The following is a 23,023-nucleotide window of genomic DNA, read 5'->3' as shown; positions in this document are numbered from 1 at the left end:
CCAGCGGGCCGAACTTCAGCCGAAGTTCGGCGCGCGCCGCTCGCGCAGCGAAGCCACGCCTTCGCGCACGTCGGCGCCCGCGAAGCCCATGAACTCGAGCGCCAGCGAGGCGTCGAAGGTCGGCCCGGCCTGGCGCAGCCAGTTGTTGAGCGCGTACTTGGTGAGGCGGATCGCGCTCTGGCTGCCGGCGGCGAGCCGGTCGGCCACTTCGTAGGCACGCGCCAGCAGATCGGCCTCGTCCACCGCGAGCGACACCAGGCCGATGCGCTCGGCCTCTTCCCCGCTCACCGGTTCGCACAGCAGCAGGTGGTACTTGGCCTTGGCCATGCCGCACAGGAGCGGCCAGACGATGGCCGCATGGTCGCCCGCCGCCACGCCCAGGCGCGTGTGGCCGTCGACGATCTTCGCGTCCTTGCTCGCGATGGAAATGTCGGCCAGCAGCCCCGCCACCAGGCCCGCGCCCACGGCCGGGCCGTGCATTGCGCTCACGATGGGCTTGTCGCAGTTGATGATGTTGTAGACCAGGTCGCGGGCTTCTTTCCAGACGCGCTGGCGCACCGCGTCGTCGGTGGTCATGTCCTGCACCATGGCCAGGTCGCCGCCGCCCGAGAAGCCCAGCCCCTCGCCCCTCAGCACCGCGCAGCGCACCGTGTCGTCGGCCGCCACGTCGCGCCAGATCTCGGCCAGTTCGCGATGGCCGTCGTGGCCGGCCGTGGGCAGCTTGCCGTTGGCCGCGCGCATCTGGATGTCGAGCACCGCGCCGTTGGCGCCGCGGCGCGTGATGGCGAGGGTCTGGTAGCGGGAGTAGTCCATGGTGTCTCCGCCCCGCAGCGCCTGCGGGGACTTTCTTTGGCGTCGAAGGACGGGACGCCTATTTTCGCGCCGCCACCTCGCGGCAGCGCTGCACATTCGCCTCGAAGCGCGGCGCCAGCCCGGGCTCGCAGCCGTCGCTCGCGGGATTGAGCCTGCACATGCCGACGACCACGTAGTCCATCACCGCCTCGGTGCACATCGGGTACTTGGCCAGGTCGGGATTGGCCTGCGCCTTGAAGCCCCAGCGCTCCGAGAACTCCACCGTGCGGGCCATCGCGCCGTGGAAGAAGCTGCGGTCCCTGGCGGCGATGGCAGCCTCCATGCGCGGCAGCTCCTCGTTCAGGTAGCCGACCGAATCCAGCGGGAACGACGCCGGGTCCTGCTGGGCAGCCGCGAGGGAAGCGGCCAGGACGAGCGGCAAGGCGGCAAGGGTGCGCAGCAGCGAAGAAGGCGCAAAACGCGAAATGGGACGGTGTGGTTGCATGGCTTGGGATTCTGCAACGTTTGGAAGCATCTTTGAACGCCGGACGATGCGTGCGCACGACGCCCGGCGCAGGCTACCGGCTCTTTTTCTGCCGTTCGAACTTGCGCCAGTACTGGAACTCGTCCTCGTGCACTTCGAGATCGACCTCCGAGATGCGCGACTGCAGCCGCTCCTGCACGTCGGCCACGGCCTTGTTGTAGACGATGGGGCCGACCTCTTCAAGAAAGAAGCCGAGCAGCGCGCCGGCCGCGATGTTGCCGATCTTTTCTTCCATGTTCTCGTTGAAGTAGCGCTCGATCGACGCGATCGCCTGCTGGCGGGCTTCCTTGGAGATCTCGATGGTCATGCGTGCCGCTCTCGATGGTGGATCGATCGATTGTGCCGCTACCATGCGCTGCGGGCGCCTGCGGCCCGCCGCACAAAGACCTACAACACGGAGACCGCCTCATGAAATTCCATCCAGCCGGACTGGCCGCGCTTGCCCTGGCCGCCCTCACGGGCTGCACGAACCTGACCCCCACCGTGCCCCAGCGCCAGCTGATGCTGGTGGCCAACGACGAGAAGCAGTCGTGGAGCGACGCCGGCGCCGTGATCCTCGCGCCGATGGGGCGCGACACGGTGCAGGTGCTGGACATCGGCACCGATCCGCTGGCGCCCAGGCTGGTCGGCAGCCTGCAGCTGGACAACACCATCGCCGGCCCGCCCGTCAACCTCGCGATCACCCCCGGCGAAACGCTGGCGCTGGTGGCCAATTCGCTCAACGTGGTGGAAGAGAACGGCATCCGCAGGCAGGTGCCTGACAACCGCCTCTTCGTGCTCGACCTGAGCACCACCCCGCCCAGGCTGCTCGACACGCTCACCGTGGGCAAGCAGCCCTCGGGCCTGTCGATCAACCGCGCCGGCAACCTCGCGCTGGTGGCCAACCGCGCCGACAACTCGGTCAGCGTGCTGCGCATCGCGGGCAAGCAGGTGACGCTGATCGACACCGTCGCCATGGGCGATTCGGTGGCGCACGTGCGCTTCACGCCCGACGGCAAGCGCGCGCTGGCGGCCAAGTTCACCAGCCACAAGATCGCGCTGCTCGAGGTGAACGGCGAGAAGGTCAGCTACAACAAGGTCGACCTCGCGGCCGGCCTCTGGCCCTACAACGTCGACGTGACGCCCGACGGCAAGCTCGCGCTCACGGCCGACAACGGCAGCTCGGGCGCCTCCGACGGGCAGGTCGACACGGTCAGCGTGATCGACCTCGAAGCGGCGCCGCCGCGCGTGGTCGACAAGGTGGTGGTCGGCGACGGGCCCGAGGGCCTGGCCGTGAGCCCGACCGGCAAGCATGCGGTGGTCGTGATCCTGCGCGGCAGCAACTCGGCGAAGAACGCCTACTTCTACAACCGCAACGGCTCGGTGGTGCTGCTGAAGATCGATGGCAAGAAGGTCACGCGCGCCAACGAGGTGGTGGTGCGCGGCCTGCCCGAAGGCGCCGTGTGGAGCGCCGACGGCAAGTACCTCTACGTGGGCAACTTCATCGACCAGGACATCACGATCCTGCGCGTGGACGGCGACACGCTGGTGCCCACGGGCAAGTCGTTCCCGCTGCAGGGCCATCCGGCCGCAATGCGCGGGACAATGTCGCACTGACGCAACCCACCATCCCCAAGCGAAGAAGCCATGGCGCAACCCAAACGACAACTCCGCACGCTCGAGCGCGGCATTCTCTGCCTCGTGATCGGCGCCGCCGTCCTGCTGGCGCCGCGCTTCCTGCAGGGCACGCGCTGGTTCGAGATGGTGGCCGGTGCGTACCTGGTCGGCTGGTTCGCGCTGGTGCTGGGCGTGGCGCTGGTGGCGGTCGGGCTGTTCCAGCGCGGCAAATAGAGCGGCAATGGGCCGGCCCTGCAGCCGGCGGGGCTCAGCCCTTCTTGCCGCGCAGCTTGCCGGCGAGTTCCACGCACGCCAGCACGATGGCGCCCGCCACGATGCCGATGCCCGCATTCACCCCCATCGACCCGAGCGCGCCGAACACGCCGCCGGTGGCCTTGGCCCAGTCTTCCACGGCATGGCCGAGGGCCGGCACGCCGTGCACCAGGATGCCGCCGCCCACCAGGAACATGGCCGCGGTGCCGGCCACCGACAGCGCCTTCATGAGCCAGGGCGCGGCCGCGAGAATGCCGCGGCCCAGGGCCTGCGCGGCCTTGCCCGCCTGCCGGCTCAGGTAGAGGCCCGCGTCGTCGAGCTTCACGATGCCGGCCACCAGGCCGTAGACGCCGATGGTCATGACCAGCGCAATGCCCGCAAGCACGGTGAGCTGCGTGACAAAGGATTGGCCCTGCACGGTGCCCAGCGTGATGGCGATGATCTCGGCCGACAGAATGAAGTCGGTGCGCACCGCGCCCTTGATCTTGTCCTTCTCGGCCGCCACCACGTCGACGGCCTCGTCGGCCACGGCGCGCTCATGGCGCGCGGTGTCGGCCTCGTGCTCCTGCTTGTGCAGGAACTTGTGGGCGAGCTTCTCGAAACCCTCGAAGCAAAGAAAGGCACCGCCCACCATCAGCAGCGGCGTGACCAGCCAGGGCAGCCAGGTGCCGATGGCCAACGCCGCGGGCACCAGGATGAGCTTGTTGACGAACGAGCCCTTGCACACCGCCCAGACCACCGGCAGCTCGCGGTCGGCCTTGACGCCCGAGACCTGCTGCGCATTGAGCGCAAGGTCGTCGCCGAGCACGCCGGCCGTCTTCTTGGCGGCCACCTTGGTGAGGACCGAGACGTCGTCCAGGACGGTGGCGATGTCGTCGAGCAGCAGAAGCAGGCTGGTGGCCATGGCAAGGGTCGGTGTGGGGAAAAAAGAAGCGGCGAGCTTAGCCGCAACCGCGGCGCGCGCCGGCAATACCCGTACGCGGGCGGCCGTCGGGCGTCAGGCTTCAGGCGACGCTGCGCTTGAGGCGGATCTCTTCGACCCGCACGGTGCCCAGCGCGGTGGTCTTGGCGGTCTTCATTTCGCGCTTGAAGCCGGCGAGTTCGAAGAAGCGCATGGCGCGGTCATTGCGGATGGGCACCCAGGCCGTGACCGTGGTGCAGCCCTCTTCCTCGAGGCCTTCGCGCGCGGCGTCCCAGAGGGCGACGCCGATGCCCTGGCCCCAATGCTCGGGCTTGACGTACAGGGCCCAGATCTCGCCCGTGGTGGACGGTGTCTTGGGATCGCGCGAGCGGTCGAAGCCGACAAAGCCGACGATTTCTCCGTCCTGCACCGCCACCTGCACCTGCGGCTCGCTGAACTCGATGGCTTCGCGCCATTTGGCTTCGCGCGAGGTGGGCGCCAGCACGCGCAGCTCTTCTTCGGGCAGGATGCCTTCGTAGGCAGCCTTGGCGGCCAGGGCATGGACTTCGGCGACGGCCTTGGCGTCGCGCATGGTGGCGGGGCGAACTTCGTGATCTGACATGGATGCGGGGAAATCAAAAGGAACTGCGTATTGTCGCCGCACCGCTAAACTGCCCGCTACTACGCCGCATACGCAGCATCAAAAGGAGTCGATATGGCCAAGGGTCAACAGCGCGCAAACAAGGAAGCCAAGAAACCGAAGAAGGACACTTCGCCGCCCAAGCCGGTGGGCACCGGCGGCATCGAACCCGTGCGCACGATCACCACGGCGGTGATCCCGCGCGGCAAGCTCAAGAACAAGTGACCGACGAGGCCCCCGCCGGGCCGGCCCCGGCGCCCGCCAAGCCGGCCCAGCCCCGCAACCCGCTGCACGGGCTCACGCTCGAGGCCATCGTCACGGCGCTGGCCGATCACTACGGCTGGGAGCGGCTCGGCGAACTCGTTCCGATCCGCTGCTTCGCCATCGACCCGAGCGTGGGCTCCAGCCTCAAGTTCCTGCGCAAGACGCCATGGGCGCGCGAGAAGGTCGAAAGCCTCTATCTCTTCATGCTGCGCGAACAGCGCCGCGAGCAGCAGCAGCCGCAGCAGCAGCAACCACAGCCTCCGCAGCGATGAGGGTCCGGCTCGAACCGTCGGGCCTCGGCTTCGACGCCGAGGCCGGCACCACGCTGCTGAAATCGGCCGAGGCGGCCGGCATCGAGATGCCGAGCTCCTGCCGCAACGGCACCTGCCGCACCTGCATCTGCCAGCTGGTGTCGGGATCCATCCGCCACATCATCGAATGGCCCGGCCTGAGCGCCGAGGAAAAGGCCGAGGGCTGGATCCTGCCCTGCGTGGCCGAGGCGCAGAGCGACCTCACGATCGATGCGCCCCTGGCGTTTTCGGTCTTCTGACCGCCGCGGCGCGGCGCTCTACTTGGCCGCCGCGGGCATCGCGACCACCAGCCGGTCCCGCTGCGCCAGCGATGGAAACAGCTTGAACCAGCCCAGCGCCACCATCATGGTTCCGACGCCGCCCACCACCACCGAGCCCACCGGGCCGAGCAGCGCCGCCGTGGCGCCCGACTCGAATTCGCCCAGCTGGTTGCTCGCGCCGATGAAGATCGAATTGACCGCGCTCACCCGCCCGCGCATCGCATCGGGCGTCTCGAGCTGGACCAGGGTCTGGCGGATTACCACGTTGACCATGTCGGCCCCGCCGGACACCGCCAGCGCAACCAGGGAAACGATGAAGCTGCGCGAAATGCCGAACACCACCATGCAGAGCCCGAAGAGCCCGACGGCCATCAGCAGCGTGCGGCCGATGTTGCGCTCGATGGGCCGGCGCGTGAGGGCGATCGACATCGCCAGCGCGCCCACGGCCGGCGCACCGCGCAGCAGGCCGAGCCCCCAGGGCCCCGTGTGCAGGATGTCCTTGGCGTAGATCGGCAGCAGCGCCACCGCGCCGCCCAGCAGCACCGCGAAAAGATCGAGCGAGACGGCGCCGAGCACCGGCTTGCGCTTCCAGATGAAATCGACGCCCGCGAACACCGTGGCCAGCGTGACCGGCTCGCGCGCGGCCGGCGTGTAGGCATAGCGCAGCCGCAGCACCAGCGCGCAGGCCACCGCGAAGCACAGCACGCTGGCGCCATACACCACCGCCATGCCGGCCACGAACAGCAGGCCGCCGAGCGCCGGCCCGCCGATGATCGCGCCCTGCATGCCGGCCGAACTGAAAGCCATGGCGCGCGGCAGCATGGCGGGCGGCACCAGCAATGGCGTCAGCGCCTGCTGCGCCGGCATCTGGAAGGCCCGCACCGCGCCCAGCACCAGCGACAGCCCCAGCAGCAGGCCGCGCGTGTCGAAGCGCTGCACCACCGCGAGCAGCAGCACCAGCGCCACCAGCCCCTGCACCGCAAAACAGGCCGCCACGATGCGGCCGCGATGGTGGCGGTCGACCACATGGCCGGCCAGCAGCGCGAGCAGCAAGGCAGGCACGAACTGGTAGAGGCCCACGAGCCCGAGGTCCCAGGCGCTGCCGGTGAGCTCGTACATGTGCCAGCCGATGGCCACCAGCAGCATTTGCGAGGCCGCCGTGCCGAACAGCCGCGCCACCCACATCTGCATGAACGCGCGCTCGCGCCGGAGTTCGGTGAAGCCCGGGGAAACGGGAGCGGGAACGGGGGAGGCAGGGCCGGACATCTGCTCGAGGATAGCCGAGGCTTCATGAGCTTCGCATGAGCGCAGCGCCAAGGTGCAGCAGTGAACGCGGGCTCTGCTCCCTACACTCCCGTCTACCTATGCCGGACATCGACCTCATCCACGAAGACGCCCACCTGCTGGTGCTGAACAAGCCCGCCGGCCTGCTCTGCGTGCCCGGGCGCGGCGAAGACAAGCAGGACTGCCTGAGCGCGCGCGCCATGCGGCGCTGGCCCGACGCGCTGGTCGTGCACCGGCTCGACATGGCGACCAGCGGCCTGGTGCTGATGGCGCGCGGCGCCGCCATGCAGCGGGCGCTCGGTGACGCCTTTGCCGAGCGCCGCGTGCACAAGCGCTACGAGGCCATCGTGGACGGCGCGCTGCCGGTGCAGGAGGAATGGTCGGTCATCGATGCGCCGCTGATGGCCGACTGGCCCAACCGTCCGCTGCAGAAGGTGGACCCGGCCGGCAAGCCCAGCCTCACGCGCTGGCGTGCGCTGTCTTCGTCTTCAGCGCCGGATGGAAAGACCGAGGCCACGCACCTGCTGCTGGAGCCGCTCACGGGGCGCTCGCATCAATTGCGCGTGCACCTGCTGTCGATCGGCCATCCGATCCTGGGGGATGCGCTCTACGGCAATGCCGACGTCCAGGCGCGTGCGCCGCGCCTGCTGTTGCACGCCAGCGAGCTGGGCTTCGTGCATCCGGTCACGCAGCAGGCCTTGTGCCTGCAGAGCCCGCCGGACTTCTTCGGCGCCTCTTTTCCTACAGCCCGCCCTTGACCACGAGCACCGGCATCGGCGCGTCCTGCAGCACGCGCTGCGTGACGCTGCCCAGCAGCAGCTTCTCGATGCCGCTGCGCCCGTGCGAGCCCATCACGATCAGGTCAGCCGCGATGGCGATGGCGGTGTCGACGATGCCTTCGTGCACCACGTGGCCGTCGATCACGCGCTGGTCGCTGTGCAGGCCTTCGGCGGCGAGCGCCGCCACGCCGCGCGCGAGCGCCGCATTCGCGCTCGCGGTGGCTGCGGCCAGGTATTCGTTCTGGCCCAGCGCATAGTCCGCACCCACGCCGATGAAGGGATAGTTGTCGATCACGTGGATCAGCGTGATGCGGCTTCCGAACGCCAGCGCCAGGCCGCTGGCCTTGCTGACCGCGAGCATGGAAGTTTCGGAGCCGTCGATCGGAACCAGGATGTGATTGAACATGGCGGACCTCACTTTTTCGTTCGCGGACAGGCGCGGCTCGCAACCGGGCCGGGCCCCGAATTTAACCTCTGCGCCGGGCGATGGCTGTAGGACTCAAGCCAGCGGGATCAATCCCCCTGGAAACCTCCGGCGCGGCAGGTGACGACCAGCGTGTCGCGCCAGCCTGCGCCGCCCTCCTCGAGCGGCTGGATCGGCGTGGACTCGTGGATTACGCGCGCGTCGTCGAGCAGGAGCAGCGTCCAGGGCTCGGTCATGGTGAAGCGCTCGCCGCGGCGGCCGCTGGCTTCGAACACGCGCGTTTCACCGCCCTTGATGCCGCTGCGCCCGACCAGTGCCACCGCCACCAGGTCGACGCCATCGCGGTGCGCGCCTTCGGGCGTGGGCCGTCCGATGCCGCCCGCGGTGTCGATGCGGAACTGGTGCGCCTCGACGAACCAGGGCTGCGCCGCCGCTGCGCCGCGCATGCCGCTCGCGGCTTCGCCCAGGCGCTGCAGCAGGCGCTGCCAGGCCGGCTGCGCCACGGTGGCTTCATGCATGGGCGCGAACCATCGCTGCATGCCGCCATGCAGCGCGTTGTATTCGACCGGCTGCCAGTGCGCGCGGTGCGGCGCCTGCGCGACCGAATCGCCTTCGACCGTGAAGCAGGCGTGGCGCCGCGTGCGATAGCGCCCGCCGTCCTTCAGGTATTCATCCGGCGGGAGATCGTTCCAGTCGGCATGCAGCGCCTCGAGCTGCGCAAGCGGCACGCCCAGCCAGTCGCTCACGCCTTGCGGGCTCAACACGGCATAGCCTTGCTCGCGCAGCGCGGCCTGCAGCTCGGCGGGCCGGATGAATGGTGGGGCGAATGCGGCCGTGGTCACGACGCGGTGACCTTCACGTCCTTCCAGAACGCCACGCGATCGCGGATTTCCTCGGCTTCGGGCTTCGGGTCGGCGTAGTACCAGGCGGCGTCGGTGTGGAGCTCGCCATTGACCAGCAGCGAGTAGTAGCTGGCCGTGCCCTTCCAGGCGCAGGTGGTCTTGTGGTTGCTGAAGGTCACATGGTCGCGATTGAGCGAGCTCATCGGGAAATAGTGGTTGCCTTCAACAAGCACGGTGTCGTCGCTTTCGGCGATGGTGACGCCGTTCCAGGTTGCTTTCATGGTCTTTGCACTCCAACGGGGGTGGCGGGGGGCGCACTTGGCGGGTGCGGGGCCGCGCGGGGAAGGGTATTGTGCCCGTTGCGTTTGGCGGACGATTCCGGCCTGGGTTATGCCGGTTGAGGTTCGGGGCCGGGACTCGCCCCGGCCCCGGAACCAAAATCAGGCCGAAAGCCAATGCACGCTGAAGAGCCTCTCCGGATCCGTCCACACCGCCCCCGGCCGGAACCCCGCCTTCACCGCCAAAGCCCGCAGCCCTTCCACGGTGAACTTGTGCGAGTACTCGGTGTGGATGGTCTCCCCTTCCTCGAACGCAAAGCGCTCGCCGTTCAGCGAGACGATCTGGTCCCGCCGGCTCACCAGGTTCATCTCGATGCGCTGCTTCGGCGCGTTGTAGAACGCCGCGTGCGCAAAGCCGTCGAGGTCGAAGTTCGCATCGAGCTCGGTATTGGCGCGCCGCAACAAATTGAGGTTGAACGCGGCGGTCACGCCCTGCGCATCGTTGTAGGCCGCATGCAGGCGGCCCGGGTCCTTCACCAGGTCGACGCCGATCAGCAGCCCACCGCCGCGCAGCATGCGCGCCGCGAGCTGCAGGAAGGCCAGCGCCTCGTCGGGCTCGAAATTCCCGATCGTCGAGCCGGGGAAAAAGCCCACCCGCTTGCCCGCACCCGCGAGCGGCGCGGGCAGCACCAGCGGCATGGTGTAGTCCGCCGCAATCGGCTGCACCGCCAGCTCCGGATAGTCGGCCTTGAGCCGCTCGGCCGCGGCCGCCAGGTGCTCGCCCGAGATGTCGATCGGCAGGTAGCGCCGGGGCGCCTCGAGCGCATCGAGCAACAGCCGCACCTTGGTGAGCGAGCCGGCGCCGAACTCGACGATCTCGGCGCCCGGCCCCACCTGCGCGGCGATCTCGCCCGCGCATTCGCCGAGGATGCGCAGCTCGGTGCGCGTGGGGTAGTACTCGGGCAGTTCGCAAATGCGGTCGAACAGCTGCGACCCCGCGGCGTCATAAAAATACTTGGGCGAAATGCTGCGCGGCCTGCGCGCAAGGCCCGCCCGCATCTCGCGGCCGAACTCGGAGAGCGCCGCACTTTCCGGGGCGGCGGGTGCGACAGGGTGGCGCTGCTGCTGTTGGGCGGCGGCAAACGACAGGGAGGACGAGGAGCTTGGATTGCGCATGATTCAGATGTCTTTCGCGAGCCGCAGCCCCGAGAACTGCCAGCGCGCCGCCGGCGGAAAGAAATTGCGGTAGCTGGGCCGCGTGTGCCCGGCCGGCGTGGCCACGCTGCCGCCACGCAGCACCAGCTGGCCCACCATGAACTTGCCGTTGTATTCGGCCGCGATGCCGGGCATGGGCCTGAATCCGGGATACGGGTCGTAGGAGGAGCGCGTCCACTGCCAGACGTGGCCCGTCATTTGCGAGATGCCAGGCGCATCGAAGGCCGCTTCCCATTCGAATTCGGTCGGCAGGCGCGCACCGGCCCATTCGGCATAGGCTGCGGCCTCGTAGAAGCTCAGCTGCGACACGGGCGCATCGGCCTCCATCGGCCGCACGCCATGCAGGCCGAACACCTGCCATCCGCCCTGCGGCTGCTGGGCTTGCAGCCGGGGATCGTCGGCGGCCAGCCAATAGGCCGGATGGCGCCAGCCCTGCGCCTGCACCGCCGCCCAGCCGTCGGAGAGCCAGAGCTCGGGGCGCTGGTAGCCACCGTCGGCAATAAACTGCGCATAGTCGCCGCAGCTCACCAGCCGGTCGGCAATGGCACAGGGCTGCAGCAGGGCCGCGTGGCGCGGCGTCTCGTTGTCGAAGGCAAAGCCCCGCTGCGGCCCTTCATGGCCCACCTGCACCAGGCCGCCGGGCTGCGGTAGCCAGCGCATGGCCGGCGGCACGGCAGCCAACCGCAGCGCGGGCCCTGTCGCGGGCCGGTAGGCGGGCAACAGCGGATTGCACGACAAGGCATGCAGGATGTCGGTGAGCAGCAGCTCCTGGTGCTGCTGTTCGTGGTGCAGCCCGAGCGTGACGATGGGCTCGATGGCCGCCCAGTCGCGCTCGCCGGCGCCGGCGTCGAGCAGCGCGAGCACCGCCTCGTCGACATGGGTGCGGTAGGCATGCACCTCGTCCACGGAAGGGCGCGTGAGCAGCCCCCGCTGCGGGCGCGGATGGCGCGGGCCGAGCGCTTCGTAGTACGAGTTGAAGAGGTAATGGAACCGCTCGTCGAAAGGCCGGTAGCCCGCCGCATGCGGCTGGAGCAGCACGGTCTCGAAGAACCAGGTCGTGTGCGCGAGATGCCATTTGGTCGGGCTCGCGTCGGGCATCGACTGGATGCACTGGTCTTCGGCGGAGAGCGGCGCGGCGAGTGCCAGGCTGGCGGCGCGCACTTCGCGGAACTTGCCGCGCAGCGCGCTTGCCGCCTGGGTGATCGGCCGGGAAAGCGTCATGGTGTCTCCAGTCGGGTCAACCGCAATTTGTAGCCGATGGCCGTTGCAGCAGCGCGTAGGACAAGTTCGCGCCCTTGAAGCGCCGTGTCACGCCGCGCCGCAATGCAGGCATCGGTGGGGGGAGCCACTTTGGCACAAGATCGGCCGGCGTGCAGGGCGGCTGCGTATCATCTGTTCGATGCAAACGACCAACGCCTCCGCCCGCCCCCATGTCGTCATCGTCGGCTGCGGATTCGGTGGACTCGAAGCCGCGCGCCGGCTCGAAAGCGCCGACGTGGACGTGACGGTGATCGAGAAGACCAACCACCACCTGTTCCAGCCCCTGCTCTACCAGGTGGCGACCGCCGGCCTGGCTGCGCCGTCGATCGCGGCGCCGGTGCGGGCCCTGTTCCGCCGGCAGCCGCGCATCACCACGCTGCTCGGCGAAGTGAGTGCCATCGATCCGGCCGCGCGCGCGGTCCGGCTGGCCAACGGCAGCCTGGTGAGCTACGACCATCTGGTCGTCGCGGCCGGCGCCACGCACAGCTATTTCGGCCATGACGAATGGGCGCCCGTCGCGCCCGGCCTGAAGACGCTGGCCGACGCCTTCGAGATCCGCCGCCGCGTGCTGATGTCGTTCGAGGCGGCCGAAACCGCAACCGACCCGGAGCGCCGCCGCGCCCTGCTCACCTTCGCGGTGATCGGCGCCGGCCCGACGGGGGTCGAAATGGCAGGCACGCTGGCCGAGATTGCCAAGCACACGCTCGCCGGCGAGTTCCGCCACATCGACCCCGGGAGCGCGCAGGTGCTGCTGATCGAAGGCGGACCGCGCGTGCTGCAGGCCATGCCCGAGAACCTCAGCCAGAAGGCGCTCGAACAACTGGAAAAACTCGGCGTCGAAGTGCGGCTCAATGCGCGCGTGACCGCCATCGACGCCGGCGGGCTCGAAGTGCAGTCCGGCGGTGGCGCCGACGGCGCACCCGCCACCGGCTACCGCATCGACACCAGCTGCGTGGTGTGGGCGGCAGGCGTCGCAGCTTCGCCGCTGGGGCGCATGCTGGGCGAGGCGACCGGCGCCGAATGCGACCGCGCCGGCCGCGTCAAGGTCGAGTCCGACCTGAGCCTGCCGGGCCATCCCGAGATCAGCGTGGTGGGCGACCTGGCCGCGGCCCTGAGCTACGCGCCCGGCAAGCCGCCCAAACCGGTGCCCGGCGTGTCGCCCGGCGCCAAGCAGATGGGCCGCGCGGCGGCCGCCAACATTCTTCGCCGCATCGCGGGCGAGCCGACGGTGCCTTTCCGCTACCGGGACTACGGCAACCTGGCCACCATCGGCCGCAACTCGGCGGTGGTGGACCTGGAAACGCCCCTCGGCCCGCTGCGCTTCAGCGGCCGGCTCGCATGGCTGTTCTGGCTGTTCGCGCATGCGTACTTCCTGATCGGATTCCGCAACCGCATCGTGGTGATGATGGACTGGGCCAGCGCCTACTGGAGCTTCCAGCGCAATGCGCGCGTGGTGGCGGACGTGCAGGGCAGGAGCGAGTCCTAGCGGCGCGCCCTGCCCCTTCCCGCCTCAGGTTCCGATCACACCGCCATCGTTCTTCGTGATGGCGACCGTTGCCGAGCGCGGGCGCCCGGCGCCGTCCGGCCACTTCGACACGGCGAGCGGACGTTCCGGGTCGCTGCGCTCGTTGGCCGGCTCACCCGGATGCTGGATGTTGATGAAGAGCGTGCGCAGATCGGGCGTGGCCGTGAGGCCTGTGATCTCGCAGCCGGCCGGCCCGAGCAGGAAGCGGCGGATTTCGCCCTTCGTCGGGTCGCAGGCCAGCATCTGGTTGTTCGGCAGGTTGGCGTATTCGCCCTTGCCGAGCGTGGAGGTCGAGACGTCGGTCTCGATCCACAGCACGCCGCGTGCATCGACCATCAGGCCGTCGGGGCTGCCGAAGGCGTCGCCCTTGATGTTGCCCTGCGCTTCGTAGCGCGGCTGCTTCGGGTCGCCCGCAAGCACGAGATGGTTCCAGGCGAACTTCGTCGCATCGAGGTCGCCGCTTTCCTTCCATCGGATGATCTGGCCCATCGTGTTGTTGGAGCGCGGATTGGCCGCGTCCATGAAGGGCTGGCCCGGCGCACCGCGGTTGCTGTTGTTGGTGAGGGTGCAATAGACCTCCTTCGTCAGCGGATCGACGGTGGTCCATTCGGGACGGTCCATCCTGGTGGCGCCCAGCAGGTCGCTGGCTTGGCGCGCCTTGATGAGCACGTCGCCCTGGGTCGCGAAGCCCTTGTCGGCGACGAGCCCGTTCCTGCCCTGCACCAGCGGCAGCCACTCGCCGGTGCCGTCCACGTCGAAGCGGGCGACGTACAGCGTGCCGTGGTCGAGCAGGTCGCGGTTGGCGGCCGCGCCGCCGGGCTGCACCCTGTCGCGGCTCACGAACTTGTAGATGTATTCGAAGCGCGAGTCCTCGCCCATGTAGATGACCGCGCGGCCGTCGTTGGTGAGCGCGGTGGCGGCGCCTTCGTGCGCGGCGCGGCCGAGCGCGGTGCGCTTGCGCGGCGTCGAGGCCGGGTCCTGCGGGTCGATCTCGACCACCCAGCCGTAGCGGTTGGATTCGTTCGGGTGCTTCGCCACGTCGAAGCGCGCGTCGTGCTCGTGCCAGCGGTACTTGGCGCCGTTGCCCTTCTTGATGCCCCAGCGCTTCTGGTGCGCGTCGGGCGTGTCGGTGCCTTCGAAGTAATCCGCGAAGTTTTCCTCGCAGGTCAGGTAGGTACCCCAGGGCGTCTGGCCGTTCGAGCAGTTGTTGTAGGTGCCGAGCACCTGCGTGCCCGTGGGGTCGGCCGCGGTGCGCAGCATGGGGTGGCCGGCGGCGGGGCCGGTGAGCGTCATCGGCGTGAGCGCGGTGATGCGGCGCGCGAAGCGCGACGGCAGCACCTGCGTCCACTTCGTGCCTTCGCGCTGCAGCTCGATCACCGAGACGCCATGCGCGTTCATCGACTTGCGCACCTTCTCGGCCGTCCAGGTCTTCATGCCGTCCGGATGCAGCAGGCCGTCGTCGACATATTCGTGGTTCAGCACCAGCAGGCCGCGGTTCGATCCGCCCTGCGGAAAGAAGGCCATGCCGTCGTGATGCATGCCGGCCTGCAGGGCCTGTTCGTCCGCGGTGTTGGAGCCATCGGTCTTGAATGCGGGCATCTGGCCAGCGATGCCGGTGGCGTCGCCCCAGCGGTAGAGCACCTGCGCGCTGTAGCCCTCGGGCACGACGACGCGGTCGACGGCGGCCATGGGCACGCTCTTGAAGCCGATGGCCCGGCCCAGCGTGCTCACCGAAGGGCCGGTGCTGGCGCAGCCGGCCAGCGTGCCGGCCGCCAGGGGACCGAAAAGGCCCGCCACGGCCGCCGCCAGGCCGCCGCGCACGAACACGCGGCGCTGCGGGTCGGAAACTTCGTGGATGGTGGGATTGGCGGAGGGATTGGAGTCCTCCATTTGCTCGAAATCTTTGGCCATCTTCTTGTCGTCATGGGTTGCGAGAACCCATGATGGTCTCGCGCCCGCATGAATCCGCCATGACAGCGGCCGGGGGCTCAAAAAAAGGCGTCGCTCCAGTGGTGCTCGCGCCGCTCGCGCCGCCAGTCCCAGGGCGGCGTCGGCTTCGAATCGGCCCACAGCCCCAGGCCTTGCGCACGCGCGGCGTCCTGCAGCTTGAAGAGCCCGCCGCCGCGCCTGGTCGCGATGCCGTCGTAGTCGTAGACCCAGGCCCAGCCGCCGGACACCATGCGGGTTGCGGCGTCCTCGCCGTTGCAAGCCACGTCGGCCACGGTGCGCCCGTAGCGGTCGGTGTCGCGCGGCGTGATCTGCGCCTCTACGGCGTAGCAGAGCCGGCTCAGCGCCTGCCGGCTGCGCTGGCCATAGGGCTGCCTGCTTTCGGGCGCATCGATCGCGGCGATGCGCACCTTGATCTGCTCATAGGAGCCGGCGCGCCCGCAGCGCGCGGTGAGCGTGTCGCCGTCGCTGATGCCGACCACCAGGCAACTGCGGGGCTCGGCGCGAGCCAGCAGCGGCAGAGAGACGAATGCAAAAAGAAGAAGAGAAAAAACCGGGCGAAAACGCATGCAGGCAGGAACGGAACGCACAGGGTGCAAGGAGCGTCGATTCTCGGCGCGAAGTGCCCGCCCCGCCCGGCTGAATCATTTGTTTTCGTCTTCCTGCAGCAGCCGCCACATCACCTTGCCGCTGCCGCTCTTGGGCAGCGCGTCGACGAACTGCACCTTGCGCGGGATCTTGTAGACCGCCATGTTCTCGCGGCACCAGTCGATGATCTGCCGCTCGGTGGTGTCCTTGTGCGTGGCGCGCAGCACCACCACGGCCTTGACCGATTCGCCGCGGTAGTCGTCCCGGGTGGAAATGACGCAGGCCTCCTGGATGGCGGGATGGCGGAACATCAGCAGCTCGACCTCGGCCGGCCAGACCTTGAAGCCGCTCGCGTTGATCATGCGCTTCAGGCGGTCGGTCATGAAGAAGTAGCCGTCCTCGTCCATGCGGCCCATGTCGCCCGAGCGGAAGAAGCGCCTGCCCTCGAACTCGACGAAAGCCGCCTGGGTGGCGTCGGGGCGCTTCCAGTAGCCCTGGAACACCTCGGGGCCATGAATGATGATCTCGCCCGATTCGCCGATGGGCATTTCGGCCAGTGTGTCGGGGTCGACCACGCGCGCATCGGTGCTCATGAACGGAATGCCCAGGCACTGCTGCTTGGGGTGGTCCGAGGGGTTGGTGTGCGAAGGCGCGGCGGTTTCGGTGAGGCCGTAGCCCTCCTGGTACTTGAGGCCGTACTGCTCGAAGAGGCGCTGCGCCACGGCCTGCGGCATGGCCGCGCCGCCGCCGCCGATGTGCGTGATGCTCGACAGGTCGTAGCTCGCGAAGTTGGGGCTGGCCATGAGGTCGATCACCATGGTGGGGATGTTGGTCCAGCTCGTGACCTTCCAGCGCGAGATGAGCCGGCCCGCCACCTCGCGGTCCCAGCGCGGCATGATGACCAGCGTGGCCGCCGCGAGGATGGAGGTGTGCATCATGCTCACCACGCCCGTGATATGGAACATGGGCACCACCGCCAGCACCACCGCTTCCGAGGTGGCCTGGCCCCAGAGCTGGCTGGCCACCGCGTTGTGCATGAGGCTTGAATGGTGGTGCACGCAGCCCTTGGGCAGACCGGTGGTGCCGCTGGTGTAGGGCAGCAGCGCCATGTCGTTGGCGCCCACCACGTGCTCGGGCGCGGCATGCCCCGCGGCCAGCGCATCGGTCCAGGCCATGGCCTTGCCGCCCGCCAGTTCGGGCAGCGGATGGCGCGTGGCGAGCCACTCCTTCCAGGCCGGCGCGGGAGCGTCGTCGCCGCTCGCATCGGCATCGAAGGCGTCGGTGAACTGGGTCACGATCATGTGGGCCAGCTGCTGCGCGGGCGGCAGCGCGTTGCTGGCCTTGGCAAGTTCGCCGGCCAGGTCGCCGGTGGTGATGGCCACCCTGGCGTCGGGGTCGACGATGTAGTGCTTGAGCTCCTCGGCCCGGTTCATCGGGTTGACGGGCACCACCACCGCATTGGCGCGCAGGATCGCGAAATGCGCGATCACGAGCTGCGGGCAGTTCTGCATGTCCAGCACCACGCGGTCGCCGCGCTTCACGCCCAGGGCGTGCAGCGTGCCGGCCAGGCGCTCGACCTGCTCGGCGAAATCGCGATAGCTCAGCACCCGGCCGAAGAAGACCAGCGCGGCCTTGTCCGGATAGCGCGCCGCCGAGGTTGCGAGGTTGTGCCACAGCGAGGTGGCGGGAACGGTGATCGAATGCGGCAGGCGCTTGGGCCAGAACTTGTAGTGCGGGCGTGGTTGCATGGTCAAGGCAGGCGGGAGAAGGAGAGAGAGGGAAGGAAGACAGGCCGCAGCCTAAGCCGAGCCGCGCGCCGCTCCCATCGGGGAAGCCCCCGGGAGCGTCACCTTGGCGACGCCTGCCCGCCATCGCGCAATCTTCATCGCACGCGCCCTGCGACTACAGACAAGCGCGGCGTTCCGCGCGATACCTGCGTCTCCCACCACCCGTCACCCGAATGAAGGAGAGTTTTCATGGCAGCAGACAAGCACGCAAGCGTTCACTGGGAAGGCGCCGGCAAGACCGGCAAGGGCCAGGTCAGTACCGAGACCGGCGCCCTCAAGAACTACCCCTACGGCTTCGCCAGCCGCTTCGAGGACGACAAGCGCGGCACCAACCCCGAGGAGATCGTCGGCGCGGCCCATGCGGCCTGTCTGACGATGGCCTTTGCCTTCGCGCTGGAGAAGGAGGGCTTCACCGCCACCCGCATCGACACCAAGGCCGCGGTGCGGCTGGTCAAGGACGGCGAGGGCTTCAAGATCGACCGCATCGCACTCGAGCTCGACGCCGCCGTGCCCAACCTGGAAGAGGCGAAGTTCCAGCAGATCGCGGCCGCCGCCAAGGCCGGCTGCCCGCTGTCGAAGGCGCTGGCCAGCGTGCCGGAGATCACGCTGAAGGCCACGCTCGCGGGCTGAGCCGCTGCTTATGATCGTCTCCACTTGAAAAAGAGGAGACGATCCATGACCCGACCCGTGCGCGCCGCCCTCCTGGCGGCTTTTTCAATCGCCTCGTTCGGCATCGGTGGCGCCGCCCTGGCGGCCTACCCCGACAAGCCGATCAAGGTCGTCATCGGCTTTCCGGCCGGCGGCCCGCTCGACCAGCATGCGCGCCTTCTGACCGACAAGCTGCAGGCGGTGCTGGGCCAGCCGCTGATCGTCGACTACAAGCCCGGCGCGGGCGGCTCGGTGGGCGCCGACGCGGTCGCCAAGAGCCCGGCCGACGGCTACACGCTGATGCTGGCCAACACCGGCGTGGCCGTGATCAACGGCGCGCTCTACAGCAAGCTGCCCTACAACACGCAGCGCGACTTCGTGCCCATTGCACGCACCGCGATGCAGCCGCTCGCCCTGCTGGTCACGCCCAAGCTGCCGGTGCAGAACCTGCGGCAGTTCGTCGACTACGCCAAGGCACGGCCCGGCCAGGTCAACTACGGCTCGGCCGGCAACGGCGGCATCAGCCACCTGGTGCCCGAGATGTTCAAGACCGCGACCGGCATCTTCATGGTGCACATCCCCTATCGCGGCAGCGCCCCGGCCTTCACGGACCTGATGGCCGGGCAGGTGCAGTTCATGGCCGAATCGATTCCGCAGGCGGCCAACTACCACAAGCAGGGCAAGGTGCGCGCGCTGGCCGTGACCAGCCGCGAACGCAACCCCGCGCTGCCCGATGTGCCGACGGTGATCGAGTCGGGCGTCAAGGGCTTCGAGGTGGTGGGCTTCTACGGTTTCTTCGCACCCAAGGACACGCCCAGGGACGTGGTCGCCAGACTCAGCGACGCCTTCAGGCAGGTGCTGACGAGCGCCGAGGTGCGCGACCGGATGGTGAGCCAGGGCGCGGACCCGGCCTATCTGGGCAGCGAGGACTTCGCGCGCTTCCTGGCCACGGAGACGCCGCGCTGGGACAAGGCAGTGAAGGCTTCGGGCGCGCGGATGGATTGATCACAGGCCACCGGGTACTCCCCTGCGCGAATATCCCCATCGGCGGGATCGCGCCCTGAGCAGCAGCGCCCCGAGCCGCGCGCCACGCACCACCGGCACGCAGCGCCGGCCCATTTCGGTGCACAGATCTTGCATACCAGTTGGCACAAAAGCTGCTGGTATGCATGCCAATGTCTACATCCGCATCCGAAATCAGTGCACGCATCGTCGAGGCGGTGATGGCGCAGAAGCTCGCACCGGGCTCGCGCCTGGGCGAGCAGCCGCTCGCCATGCTGTTCGACTGCAGTCGCACGATCGTGCGCGAGGCGCTCACCCGGCTGGCGGCGCGCGGCATCGTCACGGTGAGCGCACGGCGCGGCTGGTTCGTGATCGAGCCCTCGCAGGACGAGGCGCGCGAAGCCTTCGAGGCGCGCCGCGTCATCGAGCTCGGCCTGATCCGCAGTACGGGCAGCACCGGCAAGATCGACAAGGCCGCGCTGCGCCAGCTGAAGGCGCACCTGCAGCGTGAAAAGGCCGCACTGAAAGAGAGCGACGTCGGCAACCGCAGCTTCCTGCTCGGCGACTTCCACGTGTGCCTGGCCGAATGCCTGGGCAACACGCTGCTGGCCGACACCTTGCGCGACTTCACCGCGCGCACCACGCTGATCGCCATGCTCTACCAGTCCACGCACGACGCCGTGCAGTCCTGCGAGGACCACGTGCAGATCGTCGCCGCCCTCGAGCGAGGCGACCATGCCGCCGCCGAGGCGCTGATGGCCGCGCACATCGGCACGGTGCAGTCGGCCCTGCGCGTGCAGGCGCCCACCGATCCGCTGGCGCAGCTGCGCGACGCGCTGGCGCCGCTGCAGCAGAAGAAAACCGCGGCCGTTCCCAGGCGGCGCAAGGCCGCCACGCCCTCCCCCGACGACACCGATTCATCGACTTACCTAGGAGCCCTGCTATGACTTTCTCTTCGTCCAAACGCCATCTCTCGCTCGCGCTTGCATCCATCGCCATGCTGGCCGCCGCCGGCGGCGCACAGGCCCAGAATGCCCTGGACAACGTGCTGAAGGCCAAGACCATCAAGATCGCCGTGCCCACCGACTATCCGCCCTACGGCTCGGTGGACAAGAACATGAAGCCGCAAGGCCTCGACATCGAGATGGCCGAGCTGATCGCCGCCAAGCTGGGCGTCAAGGTCGAGCTGGTGCCCGTGACCAGCGCCAACCGCATTCCCTACCTGCAGACCCGCAAGGCCGACCTCGTGATCTCCACGCTCGGCAAGAACGCCGAGCGCGAGAAGGTGATCGACTTCACCTCGGCCTATGCGCCCTTCTTCCAGGCCGTGTATGCGGCCAAGAGCATGAAGCTCACCAGCTTTGCCGACATGGCCGGCAAGACCGTTGCCGTGACGCGCGGCGCAATGGAGGACCAGGAGCTGAACAAGGTGGCGCCGCCGAACGTCGATTACCGCCGCTTCGAGGACAACAACGCAACCATCGCGGCCTTCGTGGCCGGCCAGACGCAAACCATCGCCACCAGCGCGGCGGTCGCCGGCGACATGCTCGCCAAGAATCCGAAGGTGAGCGCCGAGTTCAAGCTGCTGCTGAAGGACAGCCCCTGCTTCGTCGGCGTGGCCAAGGGCGAAACCGCCTTGAAGACCAAGGTCAACGAGATCATTGCCACCGCCAAGAAGGACGGTACGCTGGACGCCATGTCGAAGAAGTGGCTCGGCAAGGCCGCCGGCGACCTGCCGGTCTGAGCGCCGCTGAACCTCGAACAAAGGCGCGGCCATGGAATTCGACTTCGGTGCAGTTCTCGTCGACTGGCGGCTGCTCGCCAAGGGCATCGCGTGGACGGTCGGCCTGACGGCCATCGCCACCGTCATCGGCATGGCCGTGGGCGTGGCCTGCGCCTGGGCGCGCGCCAGCGGGCCGGTGTGGCTGCGCTGGGTGGTCGGCAGCTATGTGGAGCTGATCCGCAACACGCCCTTCATCGTGCAGCTGTTCTTCATCTTCTTCGGGCTGCCTGCGGCGGGCGTCAAGCTCACGCCGGAGGTGGCCTCGGTGATCGCGATGGTGATGAACCTCGGGGCCTACGCCACCGAGATCATCCGCGCCGGCATCGAGGCCACGCCCAAGGGGCAGATCGAGGCGGCCGTGAGCCTGGCGCTCGACAAGGTGCAGGTGTTCACCCGCGTGGTGCTGCCGCCGGCGCTCAAGAAGGTGTGGCCCGCCATGGTGAGCCAGATCATCATCGTGATGCTGGGCTCCGCCGTGTGCGGCCAGATCTCCACCGAGGAACTGAGCTATGCCGCCAACCTCATCCAGAGCCGCAACTTCCGCGCCTTCGAGGCCTTCATCGTCGCCACGCTGCTCTACCTGGCGCTGGCCGTTGCGCTGCGCAGGCTGCTCAACTGGGCCGGGCCGAGATTCTTCTTCGGCCGCTGAACGCAGGACGCCACCACCATGGTCGATTTTTCTCTCTGGGACATCCTGCGCAACCTGCTGATGGCGCTGCGCTGGACCGTCGTGCTCTCGCTCATCGCCTTCATCGGCGGCGGGCTGGTGGGCGCCCTGCTGCTGTTCCTGCGGCTGCGCGGCGGCAGCGCCATGGGCCGCGCCGTCGGCCTCTATGTGCAGCTGTTCCAGGGCACGCCGCTGCTGATGCAGCTGTTTCTCGCGTACTTCGGCATCGCGCTGTTCGGCGTCGACGTGTCGGCGTGGACCGCGGCCAGCGTGGCGCTCACGCTCTACACCAGCGCCTTCCTCACCGAAATCTGGCGTGGCTGCGTGGCCTCCATTCCCAAGGGCCAGTGGGAAGCCTCGGGCAGCCTGGCGCTGAGCTTCAGCGAGCAGATGCGCCACGTGATCCTGCCGCAGGCGGTGAAGATCGCGATCGCGCCGACGGTGGGCTTCCTGGTGCAGGTGATCAAGGGCACGGCGCTCGCCTCGGTGATCGGTTTCGTCGAACTCACCAAGGCCGGCAGCATGATTTCGAACGCCACCTTCAAGCCCTTCGTGGTGTTCAGCTGCGTGGCGCTGCTTTACTTCGTACTGTGCTTCCCGGTGAGCCTGTACGCCAAGAATCTCGAGAGGAAATCCCATGGCCGCCGTCTTTGAATCCCACCAGACCTCCGCCGCGCCGATCGTGCGCGTGACCGCGCTGCGCAAATCGTACGGCGCCAACGAGGTGCTCAAGGGCATCGACCTCGACGTGAAGCGCGGCGAGGTCATTGCCATCATCGGCAAGAGCGGCTCGGGCAAGAGCACCCTGCTGCGCTGCATCAACGGGCTCGAGGTGTTCCAGGAAGGCTCGCTCACGGTCGACGGCAAGCCGCTGCTGCACGAGAGCGCCATGGCGATGCGCGAGCTGCGCCAGCACGTGGGCATGATCTTCCAGAGCTTCAACCTGTTTCCGCATCTCACGGTCGGCAAGAACGTGATGCTCGCACCCACGCTGGTGAAGAAGCGCAGCAGCATGGAGGCGGCATCGCAGGCGCGCAAGCTGCTCGAACGCGTGGGCCTGGCCGAGAAGTTCGACGCCATGCCCGAGCAGCTCTCGGGCGGCCAGCAGCAGCGCGTGGCCATCGCCCGCGCGCTGGCCATGGAACCGGCCGTGCTGCTCTGCGACGAGATCACCTCGGCGCTCGACCCCGAGCTGGTGGGCGAGGTGCTGCGCGTGGTGGAGTCGCTGGCCGACGAAGGGATGACGCTGCTGATGGTCACGCACGAGATGAGCTTTGCGCGCAAGGTGAGCGACCGCGTGATCTTCATGCACCAGGGCCGCGTGCACGAGATGGGACCACCGGCAGAAATGTTCGGCAATCCGCAGACGGCCGAGCTGAAGCAATTCCTTTCGTCGCTGCACGACTGAGGCGG

General features: G+C 68.5%; 28 protein-coding genes. 14 read left to right on the top strand and 14 right to left on the bottom strand.

Translation table 11 applies throughout. The features are described from left to right. Positions 1-15: 15 nt before the first annotated feature. The 3 genes from FB547_RS23985 to FB547_RS23975 form a co-directional block, all read right to left on the bottom strand. Complete coding sequence (locus tag FB547_RS23985) at positions 16-813, bottom strand: enoyl-CoA hydratase/isomerase family protein (RefSeq protein ID WP_145746157.1); 798 nt, start codon at positions 811-813, stop codon at positions 16-18. 58 nt (positions 814-871) lie between these two features. Further along, positions 872-1,297: a hypothetical protein gene (locus FB547_RS23980; protein ID WP_145746156.1), complete on the bottom strand. Its 426-nt coding sequence runs from the start codon at positions 1,295-1,297 to the stop codon at positions 872-874. A gap of 73 nt (positions 1,298-1,370) precedes the next feature. After that, positions 1,371-1,643, bottom strand: coding sequence for a DUF2164 domain-containing protein (locus FB547_RS23975; protein ID WP_145746155.1), 273 nt, complete (start codon positions 1,641-1,643; stop codon positions 1,371-1,373). Between the two features lie 101 nt (positions 1,644-1,744). Between FB547_RS23975 and FB547_RS23970 the strand changes: the two genes are divergently transcribed. Together FB547_RS23970 and FB547_RS23965 are read left to right on the top strand one after the other, a co-directional pair. Continuing rightward, positions 1,745-2,932 carry a YncE family protein gene (locus FB547_RS23970; protein ID WP_145746154.1) on the top strand — a complete coding sequence of 396 codons (1,188 nt, stop codon included), beginning with the start codon at positions 1,745-1,747 and terminating at the stop codon, positions 2,930-2,932. A 30-nt stretch (positions 2,933-2,962) separates the two neighbouring features. Continuing rightward, a complete protein-coding gene (locus FB547_RS23965; protein WP_145746153.1) occupies positions 2,963-3,166 on the top strand; it encodes a hypothetical protein in 204 nt (67 codons plus the stop codon). 34 nt (positions 3,167-3,200) lie between these two features. Here FB547_RS23965 and FB547_RS23960 read toward each other — a convergent pair whose 3' ends face one another. Then, the gene (locus FB547_RS23960; RefSeq protein WP_145746152.1) at positions 3,201-4,109 is read right to left on the bottom strand and encodes a DUF808 domain-containing protein; all 909 of its coding nucleotides are present in this window, start codon (positions 4,107-4,109) and stop codon (positions 3,201-3,203) included. A 100-nt stretch (positions 4,110-4,209) separates the two neighbouring features. Next, entirely contained in the window at positions 4,210-4,728 is a 519-nt protein-coding gene (locus FB547_RS23955; RefSeq protein WP_145746151.1) for a GNAT family N-acetyltransferase, read from the bottom strand. 93 nt (positions 4,729-4,821) lie between these two features. On the opposite strand from FB547_RS23955, the gene FB547_RS33370 reads away from it, so the two are divergent. Genes FB547_RS33370 through FB547_RS23945 form a run of 3 tightly spaced genes read left to right on the top strand, consistent with a single transcriptional unit; the run spans position 4,822 to position 5,560 of the window. After that, on the top strand, positions 4,822-4,971 hold the full coding sequence (locus FB547_RS33370; protein ID WP_015866429.1) for a hypothetical protein: 150 nt from the start codon (positions 4,822-4,824) through the stop codon (positions 4,969-4,971). Then, on the top strand, positions 4,968-5,282 hold the full coding sequence (locus tag FB547_RS23950) for a VF530 family DNA-binding protein (RefSeq protein WP_145746150.1): 315 nt from the start codon (positions 4,968-4,970) through the stop codon (positions 5,280-5,282). Before FB547_RS33370 ends, FB547_RS23950 begins: the two co-directional genes overlap by 4 nt. After that, positions 5,279-5,560 carry a 2Fe-2S iron-sulfur cluster-binding protein gene (locus FB547_RS23945; RefSeq protein WP_145746149.1) on the top strand — a complete coding sequence of 94 codons (282 nt, stop codon included), beginning with the start codon at positions 5,279-5,281 and terminating at the stop codon, positions 5,558-5,560. Before FB547_RS23950 ends, FB547_RS23945 begins: the two co-directional genes overlap by 4 nt. Before the next feature lie 18 nt (positions 5,561-5,578). On the opposite strand, the gene FB547_RS23940 is transcribed toward FB547_RS23945, so the two are convergent. Then, positions 5,579-6,772 (bottom strand): MFS transporter, encoded by a 1,194-nt coding sequence (locus tag FB547_RS23940; protein ID WP_145746264.1) that lies wholly within the window; start codon positions 6,770-6,772, stop codon positions 5,579-5,581. Between the two features lie 173 nt (positions 6,773-6,945). Between FB547_RS23940 and FB547_RS23935 the strand changes: the two genes are divergently transcribed. Then, complete coding sequence (locus FB547_RS23935) at positions 6,946-7,623, top strand: RluA family pseudouridine synthase (RefSeq protein ID WP_145746148.1); 678 nt, start codon at positions 6,946-6,948, stop codon at positions 7,621-7,623. On the opposite strand, the gene FB547_RS23930 is transcribed toward FB547_RS23935, so the two are convergent. The 5 genes from FB547_RS23930 to egtB form a co-directional block, all read right to left on the bottom strand. Continuing rightward, positions 7,607-8,050, bottom strand: coding sequence for a universal stress protein (locus FB547_RS23930; protein ID WP_015866434.1), 444 nt, complete (start codon positions 8,048-8,050; stop codon positions 7,607-7,609). The two genes, FB547_RS23935 and FB547_RS23930, sit on opposite strands and share 17 nt — an antisense overlap. A 107-nt stretch (positions 8,051-8,157) precedes the next feature. Beyond that, entirely contained in the window at positions 8,158-8,910 is a 753-nt protein-coding gene (locus tag FB547_RS23925; RefSeq protein WP_145746147.1) for a 2OG-Fe dioxygenase family protein, read from the bottom strand. Next, positions 8,907-9,191, bottom strand: a complete 285-nt coding sequence (locus tag FB547_RS23920; RefSeq protein ID WP_145746146.1) for a DUF427 domain-containing protein — start codon at positions 9,189-9,191, stop codon at positions 8,907-8,909. Before FB547_RS23920 ends, FB547_RS23925 begins: the two co-directional genes overlap by 4 nt. A 159-nt stretch (positions 9,192-9,350) precedes the next feature. Continuing rightward, positions 9,351-10,364, bottom strand: coding sequence for an L-histidine N(alpha)-methyltransferase (egtD, locus tag FB547_RS23915; RefSeq protein ID WP_145746145.1), 1,014 nt, complete (start codon positions 10,362-10,364; stop codon positions 9,351-9,353). 3 nt (positions 10,365-10,367) lie between these two features. Continuing rightward, a complete protein-coding gene (gene egtB, locus FB547_RS23910) occupies positions 10,368-11,624 on the bottom strand; it encodes an ergothioneine biosynthesis protein EgtB (RefSeq protein WP_145746144.1) in 1,257 nt (418 codons plus the stop codon). A gap of 178 nt (positions 11,625-11,802) precedes the next feature. On the opposite strand from egtB, the gene FB547_RS23905 reads away from it, so the two are divergent. Next, positions 11,803-13,149 carry an NAD(P)/FAD-dependent oxidoreductase gene (locus tag FB547_RS23905; RefSeq protein WP_145746143.1) on the top strand — a complete coding sequence of 449 codons (1,347 nt, stop codon included), beginning with the start codon at positions 11,803-11,805 and terminating at the stop codon, positions 13,147-13,149. A gap of 24 nt (positions 13,150-13,173) precedes the next feature. Here FB547_RS23905 and FB547_RS23900 read toward each other — a convergent pair whose 3' ends face one another. The 3 genes from FB547_RS23900 to FB547_RS23890 all read right to left on the bottom strand — a co-directional run bounded on the left by FB547_RS23900 (position 13,174) and on the right by FB547_RS23890 (position 17,471). Beyond that, positions 13,174-15,099 (bottom strand): PhoX family protein, encoded by a 1,926-nt coding sequence (locus tag FB547_RS23900; protein ID WP_145746142.1) that lies wholly within the window; start codon positions 15,097-15,099, stop codon positions 13,174-13,176. A 77-nt stretch (positions 15,100-15,176) separates the two neighbouring features. After that, entirely contained in the window at positions 15,177-15,704 is a 528-nt protein-coding gene (locus FB547_RS23895) for a thermonuclease family protein (RefSeq protein ID WP_145746141.1), read from the bottom strand. A gap of 75 nt (positions 15,705-15,779) precedes the next feature. Next, on the bottom strand, positions 15,780-17,471 hold the full coding sequence (locus tag FB547_RS23890) for a long-chain fatty acid--CoA ligase (protein ID WP_145746140.1): 1,692 nt from the start codon (positions 17,469-17,471) through the stop codon (positions 15,780-15,782). Positions 17,472-17,699: 228 nt separating this feature from the next. Here FB547_RS23890 and FB547_RS23885 point away from each other — a divergent pair, with 228 nt between their 5' ends. The 7 genes from FB547_RS23885 (at position 17,700) to FB547_RS23855 (ending at position 23,018) form a co-directional block, all read left to right on the top strand. Beyond that, positions 17,700-18,140: an OsmC family protein gene (locus FB547_RS23885; protein ID WP_145746139.1), complete on the top strand. Its 441-nt coding sequence runs from the start codon at positions 17,700-17,702 to the stop codon at positions 18,138-18,140. Between the two features lie 45 nt (positions 18,141-18,185). Continuing rightward, positions 18,186-19,163 (top strand): Bug family tripartite tricarboxylate transporter substrate binding protein, encoded by a 978-nt coding sequence (locus tag FB547_RS23880; protein WP_145746138.1) that lies wholly within the window; start codon positions 18,186-18,188, stop codon positions 19,161-19,163. 170 nt (positions 19,164-19,333) lie between these two features. Continuing rightward, positions 19,334-20,107: a GntR family transcriptional regulator gene (locus tag FB547_RS23875; RefSeq protein WP_145746137.1), complete on the top strand. Its 774-nt coding sequence runs from the start codon at positions 19,334-19,336 to the stop codon at positions 20,105-20,107. Further along, complete coding sequence (locus FB547_RS23870) at positions 20,104-20,904, top strand: transporter substrate-binding domain-containing protein (protein WP_145746136.1); 801 nt, start codon at positions 20,104-20,106, stop codon at positions 20,902-20,904. Before FB547_RS23875 ends, FB547_RS23870 begins: the two co-directional genes overlap by 4 nt. A gap of 31 nt (positions 20,905-20,935) precedes the next feature. Beyond that, positions 20,936-21,592 carry an amino acid ABC transporter permease gene (locus FB547_RS23865; protein ID WP_145746135.1) on the top strand — a complete coding sequence of 219 codons (657 nt, stop codon included), beginning with the start codon at positions 20,936-20,938 and terminating at the stop codon, positions 21,590-21,592. An 18-nt stretch (positions 21,593-21,610) separates the two neighbouring features. After that, positions 21,611-22,264, top strand: coding sequence for an amino acid ABC transporter permease (locus tag FB547_RS23860; protein ID WP_145746134.1), 654 nt, complete (start codon positions 21,611-21,613; stop codon positions 22,262-22,264). Next, positions 22,248-23,018: an amino acid ABC transporter ATP-binding protein gene (locus tag FB547_RS23855; protein ID WP_145746133.1), complete on the top strand. Its 771-nt coding sequence runs from the start codon at positions 22,248-22,250 to the stop codon at positions 23,016-23,018. The genes FB547_RS23860 and FB547_RS23855 overlap by 17 nt, the downstream gene beginning before the upstream one ends. The last annotated feature ends 5 nt before the right edge of the window (positions 23,019-23,023 follow it).

Origin of the sequence: Variovorax beijingensis (assembly GCF_007828835.1) — a bacterium.
In the GTDB taxonomy this organism is placed as follows: Bacteria; Pseudomonadota; Gammaproteobacteria; order Burkholderiales; family Burkholderiaceae_C; genus Variovorax; species Variovorax beijingensis_A.
Note: the sequence above shows the minus strand (reverse complement) of the source record. Positions and strands in the feature narration are given on the sequence as shown.

Excerpts from the sequence above, each read along its gene's own strand:
- FB547_RS23985 (WP_145746157.1), bottom strand. The coding sequence starts at position 813 with ATGGACTACTCCCGCTACCAGACCCTCGCCATCACGCGCCGCGGCGCC.
- FB547_RS23980 (WP_145746156.1), bottom strand. The coding sequence starts at position 1,297 with ATGCAACCACACCGTCCCATTTCGCGTTTTGCGCCTTCTTCGCTGCTG.
- FB547_RS23975 (WP_145746155.1), bottom strand. The coding sequence starts at position 1,643 with ATGACCATCGAGATCTCCAAGGAAGCCCGCCAGCAGGCGATCGCGTCG.
- FB547_RS23970 (WP_145746154.1), top strand. The coding sequence starts at position 1,745 with ATGAAATTCCATCCAGCCGGACTGGCCGCGCTTGCCCTGGCCGCCCTC.
- FB547_RS23965 (WP_145746153.1), top strand. The coding sequence starts at position 2,963 with ATGGCGCAACCCAAACGACAACTCCGCACGCTCGAGCGCGGCATTCTC.
- FB547_RS23960 (WP_145746152.1), bottom strand. The coding sequence starts at position 4,109 with ATGGCCACCAGCCTGCTTCTGCTGCTCGACGACATCGCCACCGTCCTG.
- FB547_RS23955 (WP_145746151.1), bottom strand. The coding sequence starts at position 4,728 with ATGTCAGATCACGAAGTTCGCCCCGCCACCATGCGCGACGCCAAGGCC.
- FB547_RS33370 (WP_015866429.1), top strand. The coding sequence starts at position 4,822 with ATGGCCAAGGGTCAACAGCGCGCAAACAAGGAAGCCAAGAAACCGAAG.
- FB547_RS23945 (WP_145746149.1), top strand. The coding sequence starts at position 5,279 with ATGAGGGTCCGGCTCGAACCGTCGGGCCTCGGCTTCGACGCCGAGGCC.
- FB547_RS23940 (WP_145746264.1), bottom strand. The coding sequence starts at position 6,772 with ATGCAGATGTGGGTGGCGCGGCTGTTCGGCACGGCGGCCTCGCAAATG.
- FB547_RS23935 (WP_145746148.1), top strand. The coding sequence starts at position 6,946 with ATGCCGGACATCGACCTCATCCACGAAGACGCCCACCTGCTGGTGCTG.
- FB547_RS23930 (WP_015866434.1), bottom strand. The coding sequence starts at position 8,050 with ATGTTCAATCACATCCTGGTTCCGATCGACGGCTCCGAAACTTCCATG.
- FB547_RS23920 (WP_145746146.1), bottom strand. The coding sequence starts at position 9,191 with ATGAAAGCAACCTGGAACGGCGTCACCATCGCCGAAAGCGACGACACC.
- egtD (WP_145746145.1), bottom strand. The coding sequence starts at position 10,364 with ATGCGCAATCCAAGCTCCTCGTCCTCCCTGTCGTTTGCCGCCGCCCAA.
- egtB (WP_145746144.1), bottom strand. The coding sequence starts at position 11,624 with ATGACGCTTTCCCGGCCGATCACCCAGGCGGCAAGCGCGCTGCGCGGC.
- FB547_RS23905 (WP_145746143.1), top strand. The coding sequence starts at position 11,803 with ATGCAAACGACCAACGCCTCCGCCCGCCCCCATGTCGTCATCGTCGGC.
- FB547_RS23900 (WP_145746142.1), bottom strand. The coding sequence starts at position 15,099 with ATGGCCAAAGATTTCGAGCAAATGGAGGACTCCAATCCCTCCGCCAAT.
- FB547_RS23895 (WP_145746141.1), bottom strand. The coding sequence starts at position 15,704 with ATGCGTTTTCGCCCGGTTTTTTCTCTTCTTCTTTTTGCATTCGTCTCT.
- FB547_RS23890 (WP_145746140.1), bottom strand. The coding sequence starts at position 17,471 with ATGCAACCACGCCCGCACTACAAGTTCTGGCCCAAGCGCCTGCCGCAT.
- FB547_RS23885 (WP_145746139.1), top strand. The coding sequence starts at position 17,700 with ATGGCAGCAGACAAGCACGCAAGCGTTCACTGGGAAGGCGCCGGCAAG.
- FB547_RS23880 (WP_145746138.1), top strand. The coding sequence starts at position 18,186 with ATGACCCGACCCGTGCGCGCCGCCCTCCTGGCGGCTTTTTCAATCGCC.
- FB547_RS23875 (WP_145746137.1), top strand. The coding sequence starts at position 19,334 with ATGTCTACATCCGCATCCGAAATCAGTGCACGCATCGTCGAGGCGGTG.
- FB547_RS23870 (WP_145746136.1), top strand. The coding sequence starts at position 20,104 with ATGACTTTCTCTTCGTCCAAACGCCATCTCTCGCTCGCGCTTGCATCC.
- FB547_RS23865 (WP_145746135.1), top strand. The coding sequence starts at position 20,936 with ATGGAATTCGACTTCGGTGCAGTTCTCGTCGACTGGCGGCTGCTCGCC.
- FB547_RS23860 (WP_145746134.1), top strand. The coding sequence starts at position 21,611 with ATGGTCGATTTTTCTCTCTGGGACATCCTGCGCAACCTGCTGATGGCG.
- FB547_RS23855 (WP_145746133.1), top strand. The coding sequence starts at position 22,248 with ATGGCCGCCGTCTTTGAATCCCACCAGACCTCCGCCGCGCCGATCGTG.